Below are 20,273 nucleotides of genomic sequence, written 5' to 3'. Positions count from 1 at the left end.
CAAGCAGGGGCGGTTTTCGAGCCGCCCCTTTTATTTCAGCGTTTCTGCATTTGACTTTCATCCAATTCGGCGTCTCATGATGGTGTCGGCCCGGGAGGCTGGCAGCTATGGAGGGACTAATCATATGGACATGAACACGCTTCTTCCGATCATTATTCAGGTGATTACAGGCGTCATCGGTGGTCAGGCGATCGGTGTTGCGCTCAAGAACGCGGCGATGGGTCAGCTTCCCAAGATCCTGGGTGGTGCCATTGGCGGCGTCGGCGGCGCGGCGATCCTCGGCAGCCTGCTCGGCCACGGCACGATCGACCCGGCAGCGGCAGCGGCGGCGACGAGCGGTCTCGGCAGTGCGCTCAACCTCAACAACATCGTTGGCGGCGCCGGCGGCGGCGCGATCCTGACCGGCATCATCGGCGCGGTCATGGGCGCCATGAAGAAGTAAGCCTGACGATTTCAGGCTTGTTCAAATGGGCGGCTTCGGCCGCCCATTTCCGTTTCTGGCCCATTTCCGTTTCTGGGACGACTGACTGTTCGTCTTTCGAGGGGTGGACGCCTTTCGCCGACACCTCTACATCACGCCGAGACATTGAAAGGACGATCATGGGTCAGCTCAATGCCGGCATCGTGCCGGTCACACCGTTCCAGCAGAACTGCACTATCCTGTTCGACATGGACGACAAGCACGGTGTCGTCGTCGATCCGGGCGGCGATATCGACAAGGTGCTGGTGGTGCTGAAGGACAATGCGATCACGGCCGAAGCAATCTGGATCACGCATGGCCATATCGACCATGCCGGCGGCGCGATGGACCTGAAGGAGGCGCTGGGCATCGACATCATCGGCCCGCACGCAGCCGACAAGTCCCTGCTCGACAATCTGGAGAACCAGGGCAGGCGTTACGGCATTGAAGGCGCGCGCAATTGCGTGCCCGACCGGTTCCTCATCGAAGGCGAGACGGTGTCGTTCGGCGGCCACCTGTTCGAGGTGCTGCATTGCCCCGGTCACGCGCCGGGCCACGTCGTCTATTACAACCGCGCGGCCAAGTTCGCCCATGTCGGCGACGTGCTGTTCCGTGGCTCGGTCGGCCGCACCGACCTGCCGGGCGGCGACCATGCGACGCTGATCGCCTCGATCAAGGACAAGCTGTTGCCGCTCGGCGATGATATCGGTTTCATCTGCGGCCACGGCCCTGGCGGCCGCTTTGGCGAGGAGCGCAGGACGAATCCGTTCCTGACCTGAATCTCAACACACCCGGGCAACAACAAAAAAGCGCTGGCCTTGCGGTCAGCGCTTTTTTGTTTGGGGCAGGGAAGCCCTAAGGCGCTTTCGCGCTTTGGAATTTTGTTTGGTGCAAGTCGTTATCCCAAAACCGCTGCGCACCCTCGGGTCAGACCCGAGGGCATGCTTTTGGGCGACATGCACTCAGTTTGCCGTGCAGAAATGCTGCTCGCCGTCATTGCCGGTGAAGGTACCGGTGCGGGAGTTGAAGGTGCGGTAGCGGTCCGAGCAGTATTCGTACCAGTCGCGCGTCCACGGTTCGGCATAACGGTCGGCATAGACCACCCGCGGCTCCGCATAGTAGCGGCGGACCGGTGCCGGGCGGATCCGCACGTCACGATCGTAGTAACCGTCATTGTAGTAACCGTCATCGTAGTAGCGGTTAGCGTCAGGCGGTGGCCTGTCATTGGCCAGCGCGCCACCGATCAGGGCGCCGGCGGCGAGGCCAAGCACGCCGGCGGCGATGGCATCGCCGTTGCCGTGGTGGCGGTGATGACGCCATTCATCGGCGTTGGCCGCGGGCAAGGCCACCAGCATGGTGGCGGCCACGGTGGCGGACAGCACGGCTGTCTTGAAAATTCTGTTCATCTTGGTCTCCTTCGTACCGGGCCGTGCAGTTTTGCAGGGGATGCGGTCCGGCTTTACCCAAGGCTAATATGCGACCGTGGCTGAACGGAGGCTGAACGGATTTCGACCTGCCGGTCCAACAGAGGCGACAAACTGCCGGTCCAGCAGAGGCGACAAAAACCAAGCTCGAAATGAGCTGGGCTGCCCTGCTCGGGTCGGCAGCATGAAGCCGGCTCAGCCGACAGACAGGTTGACGGCCTTGGGTCCCTTGCCGCGCTTGTCCGGCTCGGTGTCGAACGTTACTTTCTGCCCATCTTCGAGACCGGGAAGACCCGACGCCTGCACGGCCGAAATATGGACGAAGACATCCTTCGCGCCATCGTCCGGCGTGATGAAGCCGAAGCCTTTGGCATGGTTGAAGAATTTGACGGTGCCGGTCTGCGGCATGGGAAGCTCCTTTGATCCCATAAACTCCAGTCTCGGGCCGGCAAATGCCCGAGAGGAAATTTGTCCTTTATTTTAGCGTCATCGGCAAGAGAAAGTTTTGCGGGCGCTTAAAGCGCGTCAAGCCCTTGTTATGATGCACGTCGTCGACCCAAAACCGGATCCACTTTTGGGCGACATGCATTTCTGCTTTGCCGAGGACATGAAAAAGGCGCGACGAAAATCGCCGCGCCTTCTTAAAAATCTGTCTGCGTGCCCACAGGCTGGGCGAGCTTGGAACCCTCGTTCGCCCGCCGTCAGGGACGCGCGGCGCCGATGGTCAGGCAGCGCGGAGGTTGACCGCCTTCGGGCCTTTGCCCATGCGGTCCGGCTCGACGTCGAAGGTGACCTTCTGGCCGTCGACGAGCGTGCGCAGGCCCGATGCCTCGATCGCGGAAATGTGGACGAACACGTCCTTGGCGCCGCCGTCGGGCGTGATGAAACCGAAGCCTTTGGTCGCGTTGAAGAATTTAACGGTGCCGGTCTGGGCCATTGGGGAAACTCCTTCACCCGTTCAGTCTTTGGTGGTCCTGCCCGCCACCTGGCGTCGAGGGCAGTTCCCGGTGGTTGCTTCGGCAGTCATGCATTGGCGCATGGTCAAACCCCCCGCCGAAAACGGGGCCGTCAGAGATTCACAGTATCGGGGAAAGGTCGTCCAAAACGTTCCGCTCTCCGGGTCGCAAATGCCCGAACACGGAATTTATCGCACGGAAACGTGAAGGTTGCAAGATAGCGCCGCGGGCCGCCACACTGGACGCATCCCGACGCAAGAATCGACCGATCTGAGCGTCGACCGGGCGCAGATAGGCTTGGTTGCGGATCGGGTCATCGGCCCACAGCCACGGTCACGCATGGGCCAGAGGCGGCTAACGACAGCCGTTGCCAATCGCCCCGGCTCCAGACGTCGCTCCCGGTGTGAGCTGCAAACAGGGGTTGCATTTGACGAGCGAATGGCGAGGATCGGAATGGATCGCGATCGGGGGAGAGGTCAGCATGAAATTCCTGGCGTCAATTTTCTCGCGGCAAGGGGTTGCCGTGCTGTTCCTGTCGGGGCTTCTGGCCGCCTGCACCGTCGTCGTCGATGACGGGCCGGGACCACGCCCGCGTCCGCCGCGTCCCGAACCGGAATTCTGCACCAGGCAATATGAACCGGTCTGCGCCCGGCGCGGCGGCGATCGCCAAACCTTCGCCAATGCCTGCCTTGCCGACCGTGCCGGCTACCGCATCGTGCGTGACGGCCCGTGCCGCGGCGACGGTGATGGCGGTGGCAGTGGCGGTGGCGGTGGCGAAGAGCAGACGTTCTGCACCCGCGAATACGCGCCCGTCTGCGCCCGCCGGCACGGCGAGATGCGCAGCTTCCCCAACGCCTGCGAAGCCCGCGCCGCGGATTATCGCATCGTTGGCGACGGGCCGTGCTGAGAGGGGCTCACCTTCTACGTCTTCGTTAGAGAGTGGTGCTTTCCTCCAGATGGGCGTCGCCAAACTCGTTGCCCGCAGATGTATTAGCAGCTAGCCAAGTTCAGAAATCCGCGAAATTGATAGCTGATGTCGGCTTCAATAATCAGTGGCCCGCCTGTTCATCTTCGCTTATTCAGCGTCGTCGTTTTCGTCAAAATTGGATATATAATCAAAGTAAGCCGTGTACTCTTGCAGCACCTCTAGTTCTTTTAGCGCGTTTCTGAAGTGCGTGCTGTACCGATCGTCCTTGCCGACTATCTTGTCGATCTCCATTATTGTAGAAAATACACCATCGTCTGAAATAGTCTTAGTTTGCTCTGAAATTTCCCCAAACAAATTTATAATCACGTAGTAAATAAAATCATGCGGATATAATAGACCATATATTTGGTCTGGGTTTTCGGAAACATAACTTGTCATAACCCGCCTAAAGTCCTCGGGCATCCCCTGGATTCCTGCTCGCTCAAGTACAATGTACAGAACGCTTCTGAAATATTGTACTGGGTTCTCGGTGCTGAGCTGACTACTGAGCCAGTTGGCTCCAAGTTGAATGAGGCGTTCTTCAAACGCGTTGATCTGAAACGCTTTTATCCACATATTTTGCCAGGAGTCACTCCTGTAGTTTTTATTTAGCCATCGAAAGTAAAATTCGAACCCGTGTTCGGAGACATCATGTTTCTTTTCTTCTCTTTTCTCGGTCGAGAATTTCTTGACATTTCTCCATATTAAATCATTCTTCTGAAATAACCTGTTCTCGCCCGCAACCCACCTTTTGGCTTCACTTATATCATCTAGGACCGGGGAGGCTTGGTTCCACTTGTCAAACATCATGGAGAGGGGATCACCGCAGATCCGACCTAGCTGTAGGTCAAGGATAGGATCCTCAGTTATCTTTGATCGATTTAGGTCCCGATATCGAAAAATTTCTTGAATTGTCATGCTGTAAACGTTCAGGTCGAATGACCTGAACGAAATAATCCCCTTTTCGCCAACGTCGGTCGATGCATCGTTCACCTCTGTGCAAAACTCGTATGATTCGATGTCCATGACCGGCATCATGGAGACTACTTCAAAATTTTCGCTCATTTCTTGAACAAACGGCAGGTTTGAGCCGGTTCGTCGAAACATTGGTATCATCAGGCCTGGCGCGCCGGGTGCCAGATCAATCATATCTGTTATGTTATATTTCATAGAAACCGCTCTCTCGATAGAAACTATCAAGTTTTTCATATATAGCGTAATAGTAGTAATCTTTTCGCAATGGGTATACTGGATAAGTTTCTATAGTTTCCCCAGTTCTATAAATTTTGTCGACGTATTTCTGATTCTTGAGATAGGTTTCTGGTATTATGATCAATAGGGGTTTTCTATCAGAAAACATAAATGATTCTTCAAATTGAAGCTCGATCGAGAATCGTCTATCGTCCATTCTCCTCGACTTGTCTTCGATTAATTTGTAAAGAGCCTTTATCTCTTCGTCCAAGACTCCGACGTCATGGTCGTATTCAAAATCCGCGCGTCGTCGGGCTGCCAGCCGATAGTAGTTCAGATTGCTTTGAAAAAAGGCTCCGATCGCGCGCTCCACATTATTTGAAGTGGGAGCCATGGAGAAATCGTCTAAGTCCATCATACTTACATAGTTTGGATATCGTTTCGTTTTAAAGGCCCCTGAATCGAACGGGTATAGTCGCTTTGCGTTCTTAACCTGAAAATCGAAAACCAAGCAGGATGGCAACTCCCAGTATTCAACCTCTTCCGGGAGGTTTTTCTTATACGCAGCTCGACCAACGAAAAAATATAGTAAGTTCTCGCCTTCGAATCTGTCGCATGGTGATATGGAAAGCTTTCCAGTTTCGATGGATTTTCTAGTAATGTAAGCATCCGTTGTGTGGACTATTGGCAGCGGTCGCGCACTATTTATGCTGTTTCGTTCTAAAAAACGTTCCAGAACAGAGCGCTTTGGGTCCAAAATGACACTCCCAAAAAATGACAGAGATGCTTTCTGTATAATGATAGGAGCAGAAAAGTAGCATGGCATGTGAACATGGGAAAGAGGCGGCCCGGACTGCTCTCGGTGGCGCGGCTACATCTCATCCGATCTTCGCGCCAGCTACTGCGACATCGGATCATTGGTGCCATCGATCTGGTGGCCAGATCCCGATCGCAAAGGCGGTGAGAGGTATTGCGAGGGACTCCTGCAATTTAGCTGTGCAGGCTCAATGTCGCGAGGCGCTTGCGCAGGGATCAGACCAATTGGCGGGCGAGAGGCTGGTGTTCACGACGCTCCTCAAGCCTCAGCCGGATACGCTCCATCGGCCGGGCCAGCGTAAAGCTCGCTGCCGTGCTCATCGGAGATGCGCAGCCGGTCGGGGATCTGCGGCATTGCGAGCGTGTGCAAGAGTGCTGTGGCGCCCTGCAGGGCGGCGCGCAGGGTCGGCGCTTCCAGCGACACCTTGTCGAGTGTTGCTTCCTCGGCGTCGCGCGACCGGTAGAACTCGATGACGAAGTTCAAGCAAGCCTCCGTTGCAGAGCATTGCGTGAGCCTGTTGTGCCAGGTCAGCGCCTGCTCACAGCGGGGCGACGGGGCACATGCGAAGCGCCCCCAGGGCTGTCAGCCCTTGGACTTCGGCTTCAGGCCGCTCTCCGCCTGCTTGACCGATGAGCCGAACGGGGAGGCGGGCTTGGCCACGACCTTGTCCTTCTTCGGCTTGCGCGCTTCGCGATTGCTTCGCTGTTGACCTTTGGACATGGACTGCTCCTTGTGCGTGTTGGCTGGCGTTCGGGGATCTCAGACCGCCGGATTGTTGGCGACAACCGGAGTGTCGACCGGTTCGAGATTGTCTTCCGTGGTGACCCGTTCGTAGGTCTCCTGCTCGCTGCGGATACGGTATTGCGGCGAGCCGTCCTTGACCGGCAGCCTGCTCTTGATCTGGAACAGTTCGGCCGTCTTCTGGACGAGGCCGGTGCGGCTCTTCATGCGCACCGTCTGGCCAATGGCGAAAAGGTGCGAGGGCGTGTCGGTGCGCGGACGCGTATTCTGCTGGAAACGGATCATGCTGCATTCTCCCGGTCGCGCTTCAGCGCGGTTTCGAGTTCGAGGTGGTCGATGGCGATAAGCTGGCTGGTGGTCGGATTCTTCACCGCCCTCGCCGGCAGGTGAATGAAGGTGGCGACTCGGCGCCAGGCAACATGCGACATGCCTTCGATCAGCTCTTCGTCGTGATCGATGTCGTAGTCGCCGGCCGGCAATTGCCCCTCCAGTCCACCGAGCGCGAAAGCCGCGGTGAAGTGGGCAATGGAATGGGTGGTGCGGTCCGGCATCGTCCTGGCCTTCGATTGGTTCACGCCTTGATTGGTTCACGCCTTGGGCGTCAGGTAAAACAGCGGCCTGAAAGCAAAAAAGCGGGGACGAGCCCCGCTTTCCTATTTCCGGCAATCGCTGGAAATAAGCCGCTTTCGAGAGCTGCCAGTACATCCGTGGTCAGCGTTCATCGAATTCGGCCGGATCAGATCAGTTGCAGATTGGCGGCCGACTCGCGGCCCTTGCCGTCACGTTCCAGTTCGAACTGCAGCTTCTGGCCTTCGGCGAGGCCAGGGAAGCCGGCGCGCTCCAGCGCGCTGACATGGACGAAAACGTCCTTGCCGCCATCGGTCGGCTGAATGAAGCCAAAACCCTTCTGGCCATTGTAGAACTTCACGGTTCCGGTGGTCATATCTGTCTTTCGCGGATTGAAAAATCGTCGCATCGCGAACGTGCCGTGCGTCCGGTATCGACGATTTGGAATGAGATTGGCGGGTCGAGAACCTCTGACGCCGCGAGATGCCAATTCTGGCCAAAACGATCCTCCTCATGTAGATCGATCGGGCCGCCTATTCAAGATGATTCAGAAAATAAGCGCGCTGCAGCTGAAAAATAGATCGCTTTAGATCTTCCAATAATTCTGCTATGGGTCGGCATATTTCTAAAAATTCTTGACAATTCGCCGGGGCACTTTCCCGGTTCGATATTTTTTATTTACTCCGGAATGAGGACAAAACCATGGTTTCCACAAGAGGCTCAAGAGGGAAGACCGTCGCGGTCAATCCGGTCATCAATCCGGTCATCAAGCCGATCACCATACATGCCATCGCCGTTGGCCCGACCGGCCAGCCGATGATCGTCAAGTCGGCACGGCTGACCATCAGAAGCGATGAGGCGGCAAGGCGCACGATCTCCGACACCGATGGCACGGTGAGGCGGGCCAGGCAGGTTGCCGAGACTAACCGCCTGATCTGATCGCTTTGACGGCGACGGAAAGGGTGCGAAACCACGCCGAGACTTGAACCTGCCGCGCCAATGGCCTAGATCGCGGCAGGCGGATAAACACGGCAGGTTTCCCATTAACAGAGATCAGAGACGAGCGGCGGGTGCGGGAGCCAGGTCTGGCGCGGGCGGACAGCCGCCGCTGGGCCTCGACCAGTATGTGCAGCAGGCCCTGCAACTGCATCAAGCCGGGCGCCGGCAAGAGGCCGAGACAATCTACCGGCAAGTCCTGGCGCGTCAGCCCAAACACGCGGCGGCTGCGCATTTCCTGGGGCTGCTGCTGCACCAGACCGGGCGCAGCGAAGAAGGGCTCGATCTCATCGAACGCTCGGTGAGCCTGCAGCCGACGAATGCCGATTTCCTCAACAATTTCGGCACGGTGATGCGCGACCTCGGCCGTGTCGACGCGGCAATCGACTTCTTCCGTGGCGCGGTGGATCTGCGGCCGGAGCAACTCGCCGCGCGCGACAATCTCGGCTCGTCGCTGAAGCAGCTCGGCCGGTTCGACGAGGCCGAAGAGATCTATCGCGGCACGGTCGCACGCAATCCCTTCCATGTGCGCGCCCGCATCGGGCTTGCCGAAACCCTGCAGGAAGCCGGACGTCTGGACGAGGCGCTGGCGGTTTTTCGCGAAGCGCTGACCATCCGCCCCAAGGATGCCGAGCTGCTGCACGGGCTCGGCGTCGGGCTGATGGAAAAGGGCAAGCTCGACGAGGCCGCCGACCTGTTCCGGCAGGCACTGGCGATCAACCCCGGCATGGCCACCGCCTGGCTGATGCTGACGCAGGTCAAGCGCCAGAAGGAGCGCGATGCCGAATTGGCCGGCATGGAAGCCCAGCATACCAAGGCACCGCAGGACAGCCTGGCACGCATGCAGCTGTCCTTCGGCCTCGGCAAGGCCAATGACGATTTGAGGGACTACAACAAGGCCTTCGACTACTTCGCCGAAGGCAACGCCATTCGCCGCAAGGGGATCAATTATGATCCCGTCAGGACACGCGCCGAATTCGAGGCGATGAAGACGGTGTTCGATGCCGGCTTCTTCGAAAGGCACAGGCCGAGCCCGATCACCGATGACGCGCCGATCTTCGTCGTCGGCATGCCGCGTTCGGGCACGACGCTGGTCGAGCAGATTATCGCCAGCCATCCCAAGGTCTATGGCGCCGGCGAGCTCAGCTTCCTGAAGAAGGCGGTCGGCAAGCAGTTCCCGGCCAACATGCCGGGCGGCTTCCCCTGGGGTGTATCGGATACGGACGATGCGGATTTCGCCGAGGCAGGCCAGGCCTATCTCGACATGCTGCATGCCCGCTATCCGCATATCAGCCACGTCACCGACAAGATGCCGGGCAACTTCCTGCTTATCGGCTTCATCCACATGATGATGCCGAAGGCCAGGATCATCCACTGTGCCCGCGATGCGGTGGCAACCTGCCTGTCGATCTACAAGGTGCATTTCCGCGGCGACAGCCACCGCTATGGCTACGACCTCGGCGAGCTCGCCGATTTCCACAATCTCTACACCGACATCATGGCGCATTGGCACAAGGTGCTGCCCGGCGTCGTGCACGATGTTCGCTACGAGGATTTCGTCGCCGATCAGGAAGGGCAAAGCCGGGCGCTCATCGACTATCTCGGCCTGCCATGGGACGATGCCGTGCTGTCGTTCCACGAGACCGATCGTCCGGTGCGCACGGCGTCCGCCGCCCAAGTGCGCCAGCCGATGTATCAAGGCTCGGTCGATTTGTGGAAGCGCTATGGGGACCGGCTGAAGCCGCTGCTCGACAAACTGGACTGAAGAGCCAGGCAGAGGTGCCGCGATTGATCAGGACGATGTTTGGTTGAAATCGTTGTCCTGATCTCTTTGGGCAACATGCATCAGCCGGCCTGCGGCTTCTGCTCATAGCGCAGGAAGACGTTGCCGTTGCCGAAGGCTTGCGACCGGGCCAGCCTCACGTTGAGCCGATTGCCGATGCCTTCGAACATCGTCCTGCCGGCGCCAAGCATGATCGGCACGATGACGAACTGGTATTCGTCGATCAAATTCTCCTCGGCCAATTGAGCGACGAGATTGCCGCTTCCCAGGATCGTCATGTGGTTGCCCGGTTGCTGCTTCAGTTCCCGAAGCTTCGCGGCGGCTCCGCTTTTGACCAACTCGGTGTTGTTCCAACTCGCGGTGTCGAGCGTGCGGGAGAACACGACCTTCGGCATGGCGTTCATGCGTTCGGCCACCACCGGTGCGATTTGGGCCGCCATCGGCGTCGGCCAGAACTGGATCATCAGGTCGTAGGTAACGCGGCCCAGCACCAGCATGCCACCGCCCTTGGCATTATCGGCGACGAACGCGTTCCATTCCGGATCCTGGCTGTGCGCCCAGTCCATGGCGCCGTGCCCGTCGGTAAAATAGCCGTCGAGCGAGATGCTGTTGAATACGATCAGCTTGCGCATAAGTCGGTCCTGCCTTGAGAAATGAAGACGAGTTTCGGATCCCGCCGTTGGCGTCGGCACGCGGCAGCGGGCGATCGGTCTGGATGTTCGGTCTACAGCTCCATGAACGGCTGGAAGCCGCCGAAGATCATGCGCTTCATATCGAAGGGCATGGGGCCCCAGTCGGGTGTCAAACGCGGGTCGGCCATCACCTTGGCCATCACCGTGTCGCGGCTTTGCCTGGATTCATAGACCGCCCAGGCGAAGACGACGATCTCGTCGTCTTTTGCCTGAACGGCACGCGGAAACGAGGTCAGCTCGCCATAGGGCATGTCGTCGCCGATACATTCGACATAGGCGAGCGCGCCGTGTTCCATCCATATGGGGCCTGCGAGGTTGGCCAGCTTCTTGTAGTCGTCGAGTTTGGCCTTTGGCACGGCAAGCACGAAACCATCGACATAGGACATGGGGTTCTCCTTTGCTGAAACGGGCGCCGGGTCGGCGGGGATACCACCCGGCGCGGTGAGCGCGTCAGCCGTGGCGGGCGACGCCTGCTCGCCAGGGAATCTACTTGACCGGCGCGTTCATCGCCCAGGCGACGCCGAACGGATCGTTCAGTTGGCCCCAGCGGTCGCCCCAGAACATCACCTGCAACGGTGTGACCACTTCGCAGCCGGCATCGACGGCGCGCTGCCACCAGCTGTCGATGTCGCCGTCGTCGAGATGGAGCTGCAGCGTGTAGCCCTGCGCCGCTTTGTGCGGATGACCATGTTCGGGAAAGGCATCGCCCAGCATCAGCGTCGAGCCGTTGACGTGGAGATGGATATGCATGGTGCGGCCTTTTTCGTCCGCCGGATAGGCAAAGACCTGTTTCGCGCCGAAGGCCTTCTTGTAGAATTCGGCAGCCTTGAAGGCGCCGTCAACCTGCAGATAGGGGGTCAATCCGCCGAGCACTTCTGCCCTGGGCTGAACGGGGGTCTGGTCAGTCATGTCTTGCTCCTCTTTGCGTCTGGTTTGGGCGTTTGCTTGGCCTTGCGAGCCACAGGACGAACGAGGCGACGGCAATCCTACATGGCCCGCGAAATTTTTTTGGCGGCCGGCTACGGACAGGCCGTGCAAGCGGTGGGTTGAACGGAAGGCGTGAAACGAACTTGCGTCGGCGGCCCCCAATCAGAGCGCAATTCTCGCAACCCGCAGGCTAGAACGGATGGATCACGCGCCGCCTGCTCAACTCGTGGGACGACAATGATCCTCTATTACCAGACCCACTCACCTTTCGCGCGCAAGGCGCTGGTCTTCGCGCATGAGGCCGGCATTGCCGATCAGCTCGAGGTCATTCATCACGAGACCAGTCCGACCTTGCGTAACGCTCGCGTCTACGCCGAAAACCCGCTCGGCAAGGTGCCGGTGCTGCTGCGGCCGGGCGCATCGGCGATCTTCGATTCCGACGTCATCTGCGCCTATCTCGACACGCGGCATGACGGCCGCAAGCTTTTGCCGCAAGACGGCGAGGCGCGCTGGCAGGCATTGCGGCTGCAATCGGTCGCTCAAGGGTTAGCGCAGACGGGGATCGCCTTGCGCTGGGAGACGGAAAGGAGGCCCGAACCACTGCGCTATGGCGCTCTGGCGCAGGGATACCGGGACAAGATCGAGGCGAGCTACGACTGGATCGAAAGCACCCTGGACGACGAAGCGCCGCTCCATGTCGGCCATATAGCGCTCGCCACCACGCTGTCCTGGATGGCGTTCCGCCAGCTTCCGTCGTTTCGCGCGCGGGCGCGGCTGACGCGCTGGTTCGAGGCTTTCGAAAAGCGTGCGTCGATGCGGGCGACGCCGCTTTCGGGCGATACACATGACTGACTGGCGGCCGCCATCAATGGTGTGGCTCCCGGCTGCATCAGTCAGGGAGCCCTGCGGATCCGCGGGCTGTTTTGCGCATCGATGACGATTTCCGGCCAGCCGATATCCTTGCGCAGTTCGATCGGCAGGGACAGCAGCTCGCGCTCGCTGCGATGGCGGGCGCGCGTCTGTGCGTAACGGCTGGCGACGCGACCCAGGGATGACAGAATGGACATGATGCTTTCTCCTCAGATGAAGCCGGCATCATTGTGTCGGCATCCCAAGGACGCCGCAGGTCCAGCCGATCCGACAGAGCGGCGGAATTTTTGTTACGACACCGGATTCAATCCAGAACGGGCCTAGGCAACCTTGAGCGTCGGAATAGCTGAAACATCCACTTCACGCTCGGCGTGCCAGGCGTCGAAAGCCGCCTGCATCCGAAGCCAGATCGCAGCGCCATCGCCGAACAGCTTCCCAAGGCGGGCGGCCACTGCCGGCGAAACCGGCTTCTTTTCGCGGATGATATCATAGAGCTGCTGCCGGGAGATTCCGAGCAGATTTGCAATTTCCACCTTGGTCTTTCCAGTTGCCGGGATGATGTCCTCAAGCAGCGCTCCCGGGTGGGAGGGACAACGCTCGATCGGACGCGTCGGCTTGTGCACGTTCATAAGTCGAACTTCTCCAATCTGGCCGCCTCAGTGGTATTGCTCGAAGTCGACACGGGCGGCGTCCGTACCGTCGAATTCAAATGTGATGCACCACGGGCCATTGACATGGACCGTGTCGCGGATGGGATCGAAGCCTTTCAGCGGATGGAAGTCAAAGCCGGGAAGGTTCATCTCCTCCGGCTTCTCTGAAGCTTCCAGTCGGTCGAGCCGGACAAGAATGCGCTTGTGCATCTTGGCGTCGATCTTGCCGGTTTTTCCGGTTTGAAAGAGGTCCGACAGCGCCTTGTTCTTGAAGTACTTGATCATGGATACATGTAAACAGATTGCTTACATAAATCAAGGGATGTAAGCAAATAATTTACAGACAAGGAAACCGGGTCTCAGCAACCCGTCGCCGCTCAGCCACCCGCCTCAGCCACCTCGCGGAAGAATTCCTCCGGATCTTCGACCTCGGTCAGCTTCCGCTTGTCGATCAGCCAGAAGCGGTTGCCGATGGCGCGGATGAAGGAGCGGTCGTGCGAGGCAAGGACGCAGCTTGCCTGGTGCTTGAGCAATTCCTCCTCCAGCGCTTCCTGGCCGTCGATGTCGAGATGATTGGTCGGCTCGTCGAGCAGGTAGAAGTTGGGGTTGGCGAGCCGCAGCGCCAGCATCATCAGCCGCGCCTTCTGGCCGCCGGACAGGACGCCGATCTTTTTCTCCTGCATCTCGATGACCACGCCGGCGCCGGCAAGCAGCGAGCGGGCGCGCTGTTCGCCGACATCATAGCGGCGCGACACCATCGCCAGCGGCGTGTCGTCGCCGCTGATGCCCGACAGCGCCTGGTCGCTGTAGCCGAGCACCGTCGACGGCGTCACCTTGACATTCCCGACCGTGTCGGGTTCAGCGATGGCGTTGCGGATCAGGCTGACGAAGCGCGACTTGCCGACGCCATTGCGGCCGAGCAGGACGATGCGGTCGCCCTGGCAGATATGGCGCTTGCCGGTCCTGAACAGCAGCGTGCCATCAGGCGTTTCGACAGCCGCGTCGTCGAGCGTGATCAGCACCTTGGCATGGGTGCCGCGATTGGCCAGCTTGATCGCACCGGCCGATTTCTCGCGATGCGCCGATACCGCAGCGTCTTCCAGCTTCTCCGCACGCTCCTTGAGCTGCTTGGTTTTCACCGTCAGCAGGTCGCTGCCGGAATTGATGCCGATGTTGTTGAGCTTGGCGGCTTGCTTTCGCAACTGCTGGGCGACCTTCATGTCACGCTCGAACTTGCGTGCCGTCGAGGCGTCGACCTCATCGAGCGCCTGTCTGGCGCGGGAGTAGGGCAACGCGAACACCGGCGACTGTTCCGGGCGCAGGAACAGCGTCCGGTTGGTGGCGGCGTCGAGGAAGGCGCGGTCGTGGCTGGCGATAACGACCGGCACCTCGCGCGGTAGCGCGTTCAGCCAGTTTTCCAGCTGGCTGATGCGGGCAAGGTCGAGATGGTTGGTCGGTTCGTCGAGCAGCAGCACGTCGGGATCGGTGACCCAGACGCGGGCGATCAGCGCCAGCCTTTGCCAGCCGCCGCTCAGCGCCTGCATTTTTCGCTCTCGCATCGCCTCCGGCACATCGAGCGAATCCAGCACCACGTCGACGCGCCACATCTCGCTTTCGGCCTGATCGGCCTGCAAGGCATCGGCCACCACCTGGTGGAAGGTGCGGCTGAGCAGGGCAGGGGGAACCGACTGTTCGACATGGCCGACGCGCAGGCCGCGCGTGCGGGTGATGTCGCCGGAGGTCGGCTCCATCGCGCCGGTCAGGCATCTGAGCAAGGTCGACTTGCCGCGACCGTTGGCGGCAACGATGCCGAGCCGGTCGCCGCTGCCGATGGTGAGGTCGAGGTTGGAAAAGAGCGGCGCACTCATAGTGACGCCGAGGGATTTGAGGCTGATCAGGGCCATTGGATTTCTCTGGTCTCGCCGAAATAATTCCGGATGCACTTTGACGGTGCGCGTGCTGGCCATCAGGCTCGGCGTAGCGGCACCACGAAGGGCAGACCAAAAAATCGAAGCGGGAAAAACCCGGACCGTCCCTGGTCAGCCCTGCAAGCGAACTCGCAGGGCAGAAATCGGGCCACGCTGACGATGGTGATCAATAAACACGCAGCCTTCCTTTCAAGACAAGACGTTGAGTGTGGGGAGCGATTACACCAAAGGCGGGGCTGGTGGCAAGGGCTGGCAGGGGAGAGCGCGAGCGCCGAAGCTGCCAATCTCCCCCCAAAGTGGGGGAGATGTCCGGCAGGACAGAGGGGGGCGCTGTCCCGCCGACATGTCGAATGATTTCGTGGCACGGCGTTCCGAAACTACTTTCCTGGCCGCCCCGTCTTCCCCGGCCGCCGCTTTTCGCGGCGGGCGTCGCCCGGATCCTCGTAAGAGCCGATGCCGGCGCGCTGGCGAACGATTGGTTTGTCGTCGCGATCCTTCGCGCCCCCCTCTGTTCTGCCGGACATCTCCCCCACGAGGGGGGGGATCGGTTGGGGCTTCGCCGGCACTTTTCCCTCGACCGGCTTTTCCGTCCGCCGCACCGTCATCTCGTCCAGCGAGTTCTTCTTGAACAGCGGTTTGACCGGCTCTCCGGGAATGCCGAAATCGGAGCCGTGCGCTTCCTCTGCCGACTGCTTCTTGAACAGCGAGCGCGATACGGCACCCGCCGGCGTCGGCATGTCGGTGCCGGGGCCCATGTCGTCGATCGATGGCTTGCGGAAGAGGTTGGGCCGGGCGGCCTTGGCCGCTTCTTCGGCGGCACGTGCCTCGTCGAGCTTGCGGAAACGCTCCTGTTCCTCGACTGTGCGATGCTTGGCCACACCCTTGTTGTGCTTGCCCTTTTCGCGGCCCGAGACCGGACTTTCCATGTCGGCATATTTGGCCAGCGGGTCCTCGGAGATCGACAGTTCCATCTCGCGAAGCCGCTTGATCTCGTCGCGGATGCGGGCCGCCTTCTCGAAGTCGAGATTGGCGGCGGCGTCGCGCATCTGTTTCTCCATGGCGTCGAGATGCGCCTTGAGGTTGTTGCCCATCATGGCGCCGGCGCTGTCGGTGAACTGCGAAATGTCGGCGCGGACGTGGTCCTTCTCGTAGACCGAGTCGAGAATGTCGGAGATGCGCGACTTGACCGATTCCGGCGTGATGCCGTTGGCGGCGTTCCACTCCATCTGCTTTTCGCGGCGGCGGTTGGTTTCGGCCATCGCCCTTTCCATCGAGCCGGTGACCTGGTCGGCGTAAAGGATGACCTTGCCATCGACATTGCGTGCGGCGCGGCCGATGGTCTGGATCAGCGACGTCTCGGAACGCAAGAAACCTTCCTTGTCGGCATCGAGAATGGCGACGAAGCCGCATTCGGGGATGTCGAGGCCCTCGCGCAGAAGGTTGATGCCGACCAGCACGTCGAAAGCGCCAAGGCGCAAATCACGCAGGATCTCGATGCGCTCCAGCGTGTCGATGTCGGAGTGCATGTAGCGCACGCGCACGCCCTGTTCGTGCAGATATTCGGTCAAATCCTCGGCCATGCGCTTGGTCAGCACGGTGACCAGCGTGCGGTAGCCGGCCTTGGTGGTCTCGCGGATCTCGCCGACGACATCGTCGACCTGGCTTTTCGCCGGGCGGACCTCGACCGGCGGGTCGATCAGGCCGGTCGGGCGGATGACCTGCTCGGCGAAGACGCCGCCGGCCTGTTCCATTTCCCAGCCGCCGGGGGTCGCTGAGACGGCGACCGAGAGCGGACGCATGGCGTCCCATTCCTCGAAGCGCAGCGGGCGGTTGTCCATGCAGGAGGGCAGGCGGAAGCCATATTCGGCCAGCGTCGCCTTGCGCCTGAAGTCGCCGCGATACATGCCGCCGATCTGCGGCACGGTGACGTGGCTTTCGTCGATGAAGACCAGCGCATTGTCGGGAATGTATTCGAACAGGGTCGGCGGCGGATCGCCGGGCTGACGGCCGGTGAGATAACGCGAATAGTTCTCGATGCCGGCGCAGGAGCCGGTGGCTTCCAGCATTTCGAGGTCGAAGCGGGTGCGCTGCTCCAGCCGCTGGGCTTCGAGCAGGCGGCCGGCGCGCTCCAGCTCGACCAGCCGCTGCTTGAGCTCTTCCTTGATCGACTTGATCGCCTGGTTGAGCGTCGGGCGCGGCGTCACATAGTGTGAGTTGGCGTAGATCTTGACGCTTTTCAGTTCCCCGGTCTTCTGGCCGGTCAGCGGGTCGAACTCGGTGATCTGCTCGATCTCGTCGCCGAACATCGAGATGCGCCAGGCGCGGTCTTCCAAGTGCGCAGGGAAGATCTCGATCGTGTCGCCGCGCACACGGAACGAGCCGCGGACGAAGTTGATGTCCTGGCGCTTGTACTGCTGGGCGACGAGGTCGGCGAGCAGAGCCCGCTGGTCGAGCCGGTCGCCGATCTGCATCTGGAAGGTCATCGCCGTATAGGTTTCGACCGAACCGATACCGTAGATGCAGGACACCGAGGCGACGATGATGACATCGTCGCGTTCGAGCAGCGAGCGCGTCGCCGAATGGCGCATGCGGTCGATCTGTTCGTTGATCGAGGATTCCTTCTCGATGAAGGTGTCGGTGCGCGGGACGTAGGCTTCCGGCTGGTAATAATCGTAGTAGGAGACGAAATACTCCACCGCATTGTCGGGGAAGAATTTCTTGAACTCGGAATAGAGCTGTGCCGCCAGTGTCTTGTTGGGCGCCAGGATCAAGGCGGGGCGCTGCGTCTCCTCGATCACCTTGGCCATGGTGAAGGTTTTGCCGGAGCCGGTGACGCCGAGCAGCACCTGGGTGCGGTCGCTGTTGTCGACGCCTTCGACCAAGTCCTTGATGGCGGTCGGCTGGTCGCCGGCCGGCTCGAAGTCCGACACCATCTTGATGGCGATGCCGCCTTCGGATTTTTCCGGCCGGGCAGGGCGGTGCGGCGTCCACAGCACGCCATCCTTGTGCAGCGGATTGCCGGATTCGATCAGCGCCGACAAAGCGGCGACCGTGGCGGTCACACCGCTCGACGTCATCGTCTCGGCTTCTTCGAGCGAGATGTCGAGGCCGGCGACCGGGTTGAGGCCGGCTGCCGTGCGCTCGCGCGCCGTGGCTGCGCCGCCCATCGAGGTGCCGCGCGCAGTCCGACCGGGCGCGGACGAACGCTCGGGAATCTTCTTCGATGGTTTTGGCGCTTTGCCGCCGTCGCCCTTGCCGGTCTGGCGCCCTTCGCGTTCTGCCTCCTGTTCGATCTGTTCGGCCCAATCGGCGATCGAACCGGTCAGCGGCGTGCCCGACAGTTCGGGCTGCGGCATCTCGGCGAAGCCACCTCTGTGGAGCGGCTCCGAGGCGTCGAGGAAATCGGTCAGCGGGCTGCGCCGCTTCGGCGCGGCGCGGTCGTCATTCGCCGTCGGCGGCGTTCTTTTATCGGGGGATTTGGCCATGTCCCGAATATGGGAGGTCTTGGCGAAAATGGAAAGAGCGCGATGCGGCGAGGCGCATGCCCGGATGCGGCTCCTGACAGAAGGCTGTCAGGAGAAGGCAGGTGCCGAAGGGCGCCTGCCTGTCGCGTCAGGCGCCGCGGGCGTTGTCCGTCGCCACCTGGGTCGGCGACCCGTTCAGGCGCGGCACCACGACGAGACGGGTGACCTTGCCCTTCTTGAAGGCGGCGAGGAAGCGGGCGTAGTCCCTGAAGACGACGCAGCCATTGGACTCGGCGCGGCCGCCGCGCAGCATGTAGGTGTGGGCGAGCAGGCCGTTGCGGTTGTATTTGTTGCCGCCGCCGACCGGGGTCAGGCGCAAGGCCTCGACGCCATGGAAGCGGGATTCGCGCAGCGACAGATTGTAGGTGTTGGGTGGCGTCGGGCCACGATCCTTGACGTGGACATAGCGTGGCTGGTCGACCATGGCGCCGAGGCCCGAATGCGCCTCGAGCCGCTGGCCGTCCGGCATGTAGACGGTCTTGGCGCTGATGTCATAGACGGCAACGCCGTGACCGGCTCCGCTTCCGCCGCCCGGCCCGTTGAACAGGTTCCTGAACGCCTGGCCGAGGCCGCCCGAGGGCGTGTCCGGCTTGGCATAGGCCAGCACGTCGCCGCCCTCGCCAGACCGGCCGGCCCGGGCCGGCCTTGTCGGCTGCTGTGCCTGCTGGACCGGCTTCGCCTGCGGCGCGGGTTTCTGCTGCGCGATCTTGGGCGGAGCAATCTTGGGCTGCGGCGCGGGTCTGTCCTGCTCGACGGCCTTGGGTTGCGGCCTGTCATACTGCGGGCGTCGGGTCGGCAGTGGCACGTCGTCGGTCAGCGCATCCGGCAGCGCGGCGGCATCGCCGGGCTGTTGCTGCTGGGTCTCGACAGGCGCAACCGCGACATCGGCCGAGGATTCGGTCATCGGCAGCGGCGAGGCGAATGCCTCGTCATCGACCGGCATCGACTCGACGAGGGCCAGCGCCAGCTGTGCGTTGTCGGGGGTTTGCGACTGGGCAAAGCCCGTCGGCGCCGGCGCGGTCTGCACGACAACGGAACCGGTGTCGGCACGGGCGAAGCGTTCCGCCGCAGGAGCCGGCATGTCATCCGACAGGCTGGCCATAACCTGGGCCGACGGCACCAGCGACGCCTCGATAATCTGCGGCGCGGCCTTGGAAATCACCGGGCGGGCGTCGGCCGTGGCAACAGGCTTGCCGGCGTTGGCAAAGGCGGCGGCGAGCTTGGTCGGCGACAGCGACGCTTCCATGCGTTCGAAGCGCTCCTGCGCCTTCGACTTCAGGATTGGCTGCTCCGGCTTTGCCTGCGCCACGAGGCGCGCGGATTTCTCCGCCAGCGGGCTCACACGGGCCAGCTTGAAGCAGCTGGCGCCGCATTGCACGGCGTGGTCGTGCAGGGCCTGCGCGCCGCCATGGGCATTGGCCAGCACGAACGGCGCCGAAGATCTGAGGAAATGCTGCTTCAGCGGATCGGCCATCGCCAGCGAGCCCGGCATGGCCAGCGTCTGCGGCAGGCCGCCGCCCGACGTCGCCGAAAGCGAGGCGCCGACGGAACTGAGGCCGGCCATGGTGCCGATCAGCCACAGGCCGACGGCGGCGCTGGCACCGGGCATAGCGACCCAGCGGACGATCCGTTTCGGGTTGAAGGAAGGGGCACGCTGCGCATCGACGAACTCGCCGCCCTCGCGCTGGTCCCAGATTATTTTGTGTTTACTCGACAACGCCATGCAACCAATCTTGCTCCAATCGGTTATCCCCGTACGTGGCCTTGTCAGCCGCGACGA

The 20,273-nt window shown here is 61.1% G+C and carries 25 protein-coding genes; 6 read left to right on the top strand and 19 right to left on the bottom strand.

Going from position 1 to position 20,273, the window contains the following annotated elements:
- The first annotated feature begins 124 nt into the window (after positions 1-124).
- Both CKW40_RS21510 and CKW40_RS21505 read left to right on the top strand, forming a co-directional pair.
- Positions 125-442, top strand: coding sequence for a hypothetical protein (locus CKW40_RS21510; protein ID WP_095201869.1), 318 nt, complete (start codon positions 125-127; stop codon positions 440-442).
- Between the two features lie 158 nt (positions 443-600).
- Positions 601-1,239 carry an MBL fold metallo-hydrolase gene (locus CKW40_RS21505; RefSeq protein WP_095201868.1) on the top strand — a complete coding sequence of 213 codons (639 nt, stop codon included), beginning with the start codon at positions 601-603 and terminating at the stop codon, positions 1,237-1,239.
- A 183-nt stretch (positions 1,240-1,422) separates the two neighbouring features.
- Here the strand turns inward: CKW40_RS21505 and CKW40_RS21500 are convergent, their stop codons facing one another.
- The 3 genes from CKW40_RS21500 to CKW40_RS21490 form a co-directional block, all read right to left on the bottom strand.
- On the bottom strand, positions 1,423-1,866 hold the full coding sequence (locus CKW40_RS21500) for a BA14K family protein (RefSeq protein WP_095201867.1): 444 nt from the start codon (positions 1,864-1,866) through the stop codon (positions 1,423-1,425).
- A 213-nt stretch (positions 1,867-2,079) separates the two neighbouring features.
- Entirely contained in the window at positions 2,080-2,292 is a 213-nt protein-coding gene (locus CKW40_RS21495; protein WP_008877668.1) for a cold-shock protein, read from the bottom strand.
- 316 nt (positions 2,293-2,608) lie between these two features.
- Positions 2,609-2,821 (bottom strand): cold-shock protein, encoded by a 213-nt coding sequence (locus CKW40_RS21490; protein ID WP_006202520.1) that lies wholly within the window; start codon positions 2,819-2,821, stop codon positions 2,609-2,611.
- 500 nt (positions 2,822-3,321) lie between these two features.
- Here CKW40_RS21490 and CKW40_RS21485 point away from each other — a divergent pair, with 500 nt between their 5' ends.
- Entirely contained in the window at positions 3,322-3,747 is a 426-nt protein-coding gene (locus tag CKW40_RS21485) for a Kazal-type serine protease inhibitor family protein (protein ID WP_095201866.1), read from the top strand.
- Between the two features lie 168 nt (positions 3,748-3,915).
- On the opposite strand, the gene CKW40_RS21480 is transcribed toward CKW40_RS21485, so the two are convergent.
- From CKW40_RS21480 to CKW40_RS21455, 7 genes are all read right to left on the bottom strand, one after another.
- The gene (locus CKW40_RS21480) at positions 3,916-4,977 is read right to left on the bottom strand and encodes a hypothetical protein (RefSeq protein ID WP_143748356.1); all 1,062 of its coding nucleotides are present in this window, start codon (positions 4,975-4,977) and stop codon (positions 3,916-3,918) included.
- The gene (locus tag CKW40_RS43070; protein ID WP_143748355.1) at positions 4,967-5,755 is read right to left on the bottom strand and encodes a hypothetical protein; all 789 of its coding nucleotides are present in this window, start codon (positions 5,753-5,755) and stop codon (positions 4,967-4,969) included. Before CKW40_RS43070 ends, CKW40_RS21480 begins: the two co-directional genes overlap by 11 nt.
- 318 nt (positions 5,756-6,073) lie before the next feature.
- Entirely contained in the window at positions 6,074-6,298 is a 225-nt protein-coding gene (locus tag CKW40_RS21470; protein ID WP_095201863.1) for a hypothetical protein, read from the bottom strand.
- A 99-nt stretch (positions 6,299-6,397) separates the two neighbouring features.
- Positions 6,398-6,535 (bottom strand): hypothetical protein, encoded by a 138-nt coding sequence (locus tag CKW40_RS43870; protein WP_179298059.1) that lies wholly within the window; start codon positions 6,533-6,535, stop codon positions 6,398-6,400.
- 39 nt (positions 6,536-6,574) lie between these two features.
- On the bottom strand, positions 6,575-6,841 hold the full coding sequence (locus CKW40_RS21465; RefSeq protein WP_095201862.1) for a hypothetical protein: 267 nt from the start codon (positions 6,839-6,841) through the stop codon (positions 6,575-6,577).
- Complete coding sequence (locus CKW40_RS21460; RefSeq protein WP_095202021.1) at positions 6,838-7,107, bottom strand: hypothetical protein; 270 nt, start codon at positions 7,105-7,107, stop codon at positions 6,838-6,840. The genes CKW40_RS21465 and CKW40_RS21460 overlap by 4 nt, the downstream gene beginning before the upstream one ends.
- Positions 7,108-7,292: 185 nt before the next feature.
- Positions 7,293-7,499 (bottom strand): cold-shock protein, encoded by a 207-nt coding sequence (locus CKW40_RS21455; protein ID WP_095201861.1) that lies wholly within the window; start codon positions 7,497-7,499, stop codon positions 7,293-7,295.
- 326 nt (positions 7,500-7,825) lie between these two features.
- Here CKW40_RS21455 and CKW40_RS21450 point away from each other — a divergent pair, with 326 nt between their 5' ends.
- Both CKW40_RS21450 and CKW40_RS21445 read left to right on the top strand, forming a co-directional pair.
- A complete protein-coding gene (locus CKW40_RS21450; RefSeq protein ID WP_095201860.1) occupies positions 7,826-8,062 on the top strand; it encodes a hypothetical protein in 237 nt (78 codons plus the stop codon).
- A 187-nt stretch (positions 8,063-8,249) separates the two neighbouring features.
- Entirely contained in the window at positions 8,250-9,884 is a 1,635-nt protein-coding gene (locus CKW40_RS21445) for a tetratricopeptide repeat-containing sulfotransferase family protein (RefSeq protein ID WP_095201859.1), read from the top strand.
- A gap of 80 nt (positions 9,885-9,964) precedes the next feature.
- Here CKW40_RS21445 and CKW40_RS21440 read toward each other — a convergent pair whose 3' ends face one another.
- The 3 genes from CKW40_RS21440 to CKW40_RS21430 all read right to left on the bottom strand — a co-directional run bounded on the left by CKW40_RS21440 (position 9,965) and on the right by CKW40_RS21430 (position 11,503).
- Complete coding sequence (locus tag CKW40_RS21440) at positions 9,965-10,534, bottom strand: dihydrofolate reductase family protein (RefSeq protein WP_095201858.1); 570 nt, start codon at positions 10,532-10,534, stop codon at positions 9,965-9,967.
- A 92-nt stretch (positions 10,535-10,626) separates the two neighbouring features.
- A complete protein-coding gene (locus tag CKW40_RS21435; RefSeq protein ID WP_095201857.1) occupies positions 10,627-10,980 on the bottom strand; it encodes a DUF1428 domain-containing protein in 354 nt (117 codons plus the stop codon).
- A 100-nt stretch (positions 10,981-11,080) separates the two neighbouring features.
- Positions 11,081-11,503, bottom strand: a complete 423-nt coding sequence (locus CKW40_RS21430) for a VOC family protein (protein ID WP_095201856.1) — start codon at positions 11,501-11,503, stop codon at positions 11,081-11,083.
- A 255-nt stretch (positions 11,504-11,758) separates the two neighbouring features.
- On the opposite strand from CKW40_RS21430, the gene CKW40_RS21425 reads away from it, so the two are divergent.
- Entirely contained in the window at positions 11,759-12,373 is a 615-nt protein-coding gene (locus CKW40_RS21425) for a glutathione S-transferase family protein (protein ID WP_095201855.1), read from the top strand.
- Positions 12,374-12,414: 41 nt separating this feature from the next.
- On the opposite strand, the gene CKW40_RS43865 is transcribed toward CKW40_RS21425, so the two are convergent.
- The 6 genes from CKW40_RS43865 to CKW40_RS21395 form a co-directional block, all read right to left on the bottom strand.
- The gene (locus CKW40_RS43865; RefSeq protein WP_095201854.1) at positions 12,415-12,588 is read right to left on the bottom strand and encodes a hypothetical protein; all 174 of its coding nucleotides are present in this window, start codon (positions 12,586-12,588) and stop codon (positions 12,415-12,417) included.
- A gap of 123 nt (positions 12,589-12,711) precedes the next feature.
- Positions 12,712-13,020 carry a HigA family addiction module antitoxin gene (locus tag CKW40_RS21415; RefSeq protein WP_095201853.1) on the bottom strand — a complete coding sequence of 103 codons (309 nt, stop codon included), beginning with the start codon at positions 13,018-13,020 and terminating at the stop codon, positions 12,712-12,714.
- 27 nt (positions 13,021-13,047) lie between these two features.
- Positions 13,048-13,326, bottom strand: a complete 279-nt coding sequence (locus tag CKW40_RS21410; RefSeq protein ID WP_095201852.1) for a type II toxin-antitoxin system RelE/ParE family toxin — start codon at positions 13,324-13,326, stop codon at positions 13,048-13,050.
- Between the two features lie 92 nt (positions 13,327-13,418).
- Positions 13,419-14,945, bottom strand: coding sequence for an ABC-F family ATP-binding cassette domain-containing protein (locus CKW40_RS21405; RefSeq protein ID WP_095201851.1), 1,527 nt, complete (start codon positions 14,943-14,945; stop codon positions 13,419-13,421).
- A 401-nt stretch (positions 14,946-15,346) separates the two neighbouring features.
- Entirely contained in the window at positions 15,347-18,454 is a 3,108-nt protein-coding gene (gene uvrB, locus CKW40_RS21400) for an excinuclease ABC subunit UvrB (protein ID WP_095201850.1), read from the bottom strand.
- A 127-nt stretch (positions 18,455-18,581) separates the two neighbouring features.
- On the bottom strand, positions 18,582-20,216 hold the full coding sequence (locus CKW40_RS21395) for a DUF2778 domain-containing protein (protein WP_095201849.1): 1,635 nt from the start codon (positions 20,214-20,216) through the stop codon (positions 18,582-18,584).
- Positions 20,217-20,273: the final 57 nt, after the last annotated feature.

This window comes from Mesorhizobium carmichaelinearum (assembly GCF_900199455.1).
Classification (GTDB): Bacteria; Pseudomonadota; Alphaproteobacteria; order Rhizobiales; family Rhizobiaceae; genus Mesorhizobium; species Mesorhizobium carmichaelinearum.
Note: the sequence above shows the minus strand (reverse complement) of the source record. Positions and strands in the feature narration are given on the sequence as shown.

Coding starts and splice junctions, on each gene's coding strand:
- CKW40_RS21510 (WP_095201869.1), top strand. CDS start 125: ATGGACATGAACACGCTTCTTCCGATCATTATTCAGGTGATTACAGGC.
- CKW40_RS21505 (WP_095201868.1), top strand. CDS start 601: ATGGGTCAGCTCAATGCCGGCATCGTGCCGGTCACACCGTTCCAGCAG.
- CKW40_RS21500 (WP_095201867.1), bottom strand. CDS start 1,866: ATGAACAGAATTTTCAAGACAGCCGTGCTGTCCGCCACCGTGGCCGCC.
- CKW40_RS21495 (WP_008877668.1), bottom strand. CDS start 2,292: ATGCCGCAGACCGGCACCGTCAAATTCTTCAACCATGCCAAAGGCTTC.
- CKW40_RS21490 (WP_006202520.1), bottom strand. CDS start 2,821: ATGGCCCAGACCGGCACCGTTAAATTCTTCAACGCGACCAAAGGCTTC.
- CKW40_RS21485 (WP_095201866.1), top strand. CDS start 3,322: ATGAAATTCCTGGCGTCAATTTTCTCGCGGCAAGGGGTTGCCGTGCTG.
- CKW40_RS21480 (WP_143748356.1), bottom strand. CDS start 4,977: ATGAAATATAACATAACAGATATGATTGATCTGGCACCCGGCGCGCCA.
- CKW40_RS43870 (WP_179298059.1), bottom strand. CDS start 6,535: ATGTCCAAAGGTCAACAGCGAAGCAATCGCGAAGCGCGCAAGCCGAAG.
- CKW40_RS21465 (WP_095201862.1), bottom strand. CDS start 6,841: ATGATCCGTTTCCAGCAGAATACGCGTCCGCGCACCGACACGCCCTCG.
- CKW40_RS21460 (WP_095202021.1), bottom strand. CDS start 7,107: ATGCCGGACCGCACCACCCATTCCATTGCCCACTTCACCGCGGCTTTC.
- CKW40_RS21455 (WP_095201861.1), bottom strand. CDS start 7,499: ATGACCACCGGAACCGTGAAGTTCTACAATGGCCAGAAGGGTTTTGGC.
- CKW40_RS21450 (WP_095201860.1), top strand. CDS start 7,826: ATGGTTTCCACAAGAGGCTCAAGAGGGAAGACCGTCGCGGTCAATCCG.
- CKW40_RS21440 (WP_095201858.1), bottom strand. CDS start 10,534: ATGCGCAAGCTGATCGTATTCAACAGCATCTCGCTCGACGGCTATTTT.
- CKW40_RS21435 (WP_095201857.1), bottom strand. CDS start 10,980: ATGTCCTATGTCGATGGTTTCGTGCTTGCCGTGCCAAAGGCCAAACTC.
- CKW40_RS21430 (WP_095201856.1), bottom strand. CDS start 11,503: ATGACTGACCAGACCCCCGTTCAGCCCAGGGCAGAAGTGCTCGGCGGA.
- CKW40_RS21425 (WP_095201855.1), top strand. CDS start 11,759: ATGATCCTCTATTACCAGACCCACTCACCTTTCGCGCGCAAGGCGCTG.
- CKW40_RS43865 (WP_095201854.1), bottom strand. CDS start 12,588: ATGTCCATTCTGTCATCCCTGGGTCGCGTCGCCAGCCGTTACGCACAG.
- CKW40_RS21415 (WP_095201853.1), bottom strand. CDS start 13,020: ATGAACGTGCACAAGCCGACGCGTCCGATCGAGCGTTGTCCCTCCCAC.
- CKW40_RS21410 (WP_095201852.1), bottom strand. CDS start 13,326: ATGATCAAGTACTTCAAGAACAAGGCGCTGTCGGACCTCTTTCAAACC.
- CKW40_RS21405 (WP_095201851.1), bottom strand. CDS start 14,945: ATGGCCCTGATCAGCCTCAAATCCCTCGGCGTCACTATGAGTGCGCCG.
- uvrB (WP_095201850.1), bottom strand. CDS start 18,454: ATGGCCAAATCCCCCGATAAAAGAACGCCGCCGACGGCGAATGACGAC.
- CKW40_RS21395 (WP_095201849.1), bottom strand. CDS start 20,216: ATGGCGTTGTCGAGTAAACACAAAATAATCTGGGACCAGCGCGAGGGC.